We start from the raw sequence: 3276 nt of genomic DNA, 5'->3' as shown, positions 1-3276 counted from the left end.
AGCCGCCGATTAGCTTTCGCATGCTGCGAATTTCTTCGTTTGATGGCGATTTGATATTTGCAAAAGGGGTGCCCTGCACGGGGATCATCGCCATGCAGTTCATGATATCGGCCTGCCACTCTTTGGCCTTTTTCGCGATTTCGGGGACGTGATTCATATTGACGCCGGGGATTACGACCGTATTGATCTTTACGATCATACGGGCTTCTTTTAGCTTGCGAATCCCTTCCTCTTGGCGCTCCCCAAGAATTTTAGCGCCCTCTTCGCCGTGGTAAATTTTGTTTTTGTGGCGCACCCACGCATAAATTTTGCCGCCTACGCCCGGCGTTACGGCATTAACGGTCACCGTCACGTGGCTTACGCCGATCCGCACGATATCATCCACGTGCTCGGGCAGGGACAGGCCGTTTGTGGATAGGCAAAGTAGGGCGCGAGGGAAGCGGGCTTTGCATTTTTCAAAGGTCGCTAGGGTCTTGTCGGCATCGCACATAGGATCCCCGGGTCCTGCGATACCGATGACTGAGATATCCTGTCTAAATTTAAATAGATTTTCCACGTATAGCGCGGCCTCATCCGGGCTTTGCACTCTCCCCGTTACGCCGGGGCGATTTTCGTTGGCGCAGTCGTAGATGCGGTTGCAAAAATTGCATTGGATATTGCAATGCGGCGCTACGGGAAGGTGCACGCGCCCGTAGGCGGCGGACGCTTTTTTGCTAAAGCAGGGGTGGTTGTCGAAAGAGGGTTTGGCGAAAAAATTCATCAATCTTTTTTCCTTCCGAATTTGATAGCGTCCACGTGGCAAACGTCCATACAATCGCCGCAGTTCGTGCAGTTCATCTCGTCCGGTCTCGTGCCCATTTCGCATTTGCGCAAACAGGCGTTGCAGTTATCGCAGGCATCTGTTTTATAAACGCGAAATATTGAAATTTTACGCAGCAGCTCCATTATGCCGCCGCTCGGACAGGCGAAGCGGCACCATAAATTTGCGACGATCAAGGACGCGGCGATAAGAGCCACGACGACGGCAGTGCGAACCGCCCAGTACCAGTCGGAAAATTTAAAGGACATGATAACGGCGTTGAGATACTCGTCGCTGGTGCGGATAGGGATCATGACGCGAGGATTGCCGTAGATAAAATATACGCCCGCGCTAAGCAAAACGGCTAGAACCATGCCTATTTGCGCATATCGTAGCTTCCTGTTATTTTTTAGCTTAAGCTTAAAAGCGGCAAATTTGCCGAGCATTTGATTTACGAATCCGCCCGGGCAAAGCCAGCCGCAAAACGCGCGCCCGAGGAAAATAACCAGCACGGGTATAAACAGCCAAAAGCCGAAAAACACGGTCGCGATCCGCCCCCAGCACGTAACGATCGGACAGGATTGGCAGTTTACGAAAGGCACGATAAATGGGCATCTAAAAATTCCATAATACGCCCATTGTCCGATCGCGCCGATAAAAATCAGCTGCACCAAACGACGAATTTTAGTTAGCCTAGAGACTTTTTTCATCTTTGCCATATTTACGATACTAAACATCTTTTACACCAAACCTTTCTATGAGTTCAAGCCCACGCGCCGAATGGATGGAGGTAAAGCCGTGTCGCTCGAAAATTTCCTGCCCCTCCACGGAGCAGACGAAGTCCGCAAAGTCATCGGCAAGCTTCTCGTCCTTTACGTATTTCATGATATTTAGCGTAAAGGTAAGCGGCCCGGGCGGAATTAGTTTTTCGTCGATAGGCATATATTCGATCTTGTCTTTAAACCTATCGTGCGTCGTTAGGCGCTTTTCGATTATGGACGCATCACCCTTGCCATCTACCAGATCGCACATCATCTGGATGACGCATGAGCCGTTGGCGACCATATTTTTCATGACCGGCTCAGTAAGGCCGGAATTTTTCAAAATTCCCTTTACCGGTCCGCTGCCCGGAGGCGATGCCCTTAGCGGCAGCATCACCCGCACGCCGGGTTCTGCTAGATCCTTCAGATCGCGAATGCCCGCGGGATTTCCCTTCGGCACTACTAAAACGTAGTCGGTAAAACATAACGGTCTAAAGCGAAGGCTAAGGCCTGCTTTGCGCAGTTTTTGGCTTAGCTCCAAAACGCGGGCGCCGAAAACCTCTGTCTTGCCCTGCAAGGCTAGCAGCGACTTTCCGAGCGCCCCAGCAAAGGCACCGGTGTACTGGATGTTATGCCCCGTTTTGGACTCGTACGCCTGATTTATCTGCGCAAAAGCCTCGGATAGTCCTCCGCACGACCAAACCTGCAACGAATCGGGCTTAAACGGCGTATAGCCAGCAAGCATCGATTCGGGCCCGGCGATGGCTGCCGCTGCCAAAGCTCCTTTTAAAAAGCCGCGACGAGATTCGTCTATCTCCTTAAATTTCATGCAACCTCTCCTTTCTTTGGTTTGTTTTTAAATTTAAAAAATTCTTCATTTCAAAATTTCAAACAGTATCGATTAAAGTAGCTCGATAAACGCTTCCAAGCGCGTGCGAATTTGCCCGACATCCTGTTTTGAATAATCGGTCTCTAGCAACATATAGTTTACTCCTGCTTCGCGGCTCGCCTCTTTGATCTTGTTCGTCTCGATCGCGTAGGTGTGGCAGCCGCTTAGCACGACGTCGATGACGCCGTCTGCTTGATACTCGCGGATAAATTCCTTGATAATATCGCCTCTGGCGTCGTTTTGATACATCACCGAACATGGAATTTTAAGGTAGCGTTCGGCGATATTTGCGACTAGATCGCCCTTCGTTTGCACTTAGCGAGACGATCTCGCTCTCCGCAAAAACAGTGCACGTTGAGCTAATTTTGATCGCGGGATTTTTGCGGGCAGTTTTGTAAATTTCGCTTAGCTCTAGCCCCAGGCGGCCCGCGCTGATCTCTAAAAATTTGCCCGTGCCGGCCGAGCACTTGTCGTTCATGATGAAGTCCGTGGGCTTGCCATTTTCGGTCTTGATCGCTTTCGTATCCTGCCCGCCCACGTCAATGACGGTACAATCAGGCTCAAACAAAAAGTGAGCCCCAAGGCCGTGGCATAAAATTTCGCTCATGCTAAGCTGCGCGTAGTCCACGCTGACGCGTCCGTAGCCCGTAGCCGTTACGAAGCCATCGCCGTAGCCTTTTTGCTCTAAAATTTGCTTGATCTGCCGCGTGACTCTAACCGCGCTAAAGCCGCTTGGCAGCAAAAACAGTTCGCAAAATTTGCCGTGCTCGTTCATAACGGCGACCTTTGATGAGGTCGAACCGATGTCGATACCGATAAAATGCATA

The 3276-nt window shown here is 50.8% G+C and carries 5 protein-coding genes; all 5 read right to left on the bottom strand.

All coding sequences use genetic code 11. From position 1 onward, the window contains the following. Positions 1–760 (bottom strand): radical SAM protein (locus Q0117_RS00185; RefSeq protein WP_297920883.1); only part of this gene is annotated, 760 nt, incomplete at its 3' end. After that, the gene (locus tag Q0117_RS00180) at positions 760–1536 is read right to left on the bottom strand and encodes a 4Fe-4S binding protein (protein WP_297920880.1); all 777 of its coding nucleotides are present in this window, start codon (positions 1534–1536) and stop codon (positions 760–762) included. The genes Q0117_RS00180 and Q0117_RS00185, both read right to left, overlap by 1 nt. Next, the gene (locus tag Q0117_RS00175; protein ID WP_297920877.1) at positions 1529–2389 is read right to left on the bottom strand and encodes a substrate-binding domain-containing protein; all 861 of its coding nucleotides are present in this window, start codon (positions 2387–2389) and stop codon (positions 1529–1531) included. The genes Q0117_RS00180 and Q0117_RS00175 overlap by 8 nt, the downstream gene beginning before the upstream one ends. A gap of 72 nt (positions 2390–2461) precedes the next feature. Next, a complete protein-coding gene (locus tag Q0117_RS00170; RefSeq protein WP_297920874.1) occupies positions 2462–2764 on the bottom strand; it encodes a 2-hydroxyacyl-CoA dehydratase family protein in 303 nt (100 codons plus the stop codon). After that, a partial coding sequence (locus Q0117_RS00165) for an acyl-CoA dehydratase activase (RefSeq protein ID WP_297920871.1) occupies positions 2715–3276 on the bottom strand: 562 nt, incomplete at its 5' end. The genes Q0117_RS00170 and Q0117_RS00165, both read right to left, overlap by 50 nt.

The organism is uncultured Campylobacter sp. (assembly GCF_937997535.1).
In the GTDB taxonomy this organism is placed as follows: domain Bacteria; phylum Campylobacterota; class Campylobacteria; order Campylobacterales; family Campylobacteraceae; genus Campylobacter_B.
This window is presented reverse-complemented; position numbering and strand designations above follow the sequence as displayed.

Bases quoted from the DNA above. Each gene is read 5' to 3' on its own strand.
- Q0117_RS00180 (WP_297920880.1), bottom strand. From the start codon at position 1,536: ATGTTTAGTATCGTAAATATGGCAAAGATGAAAAAAGTCTCTAGGCTA.
- Q0117_RS00175 (WP_297920877.1), bottom strand. From the start codon at position 2,389: ATGAAATTTAAGGAGATAGACGAATCTCGTCGCGGCTTTTTAAAAGGA.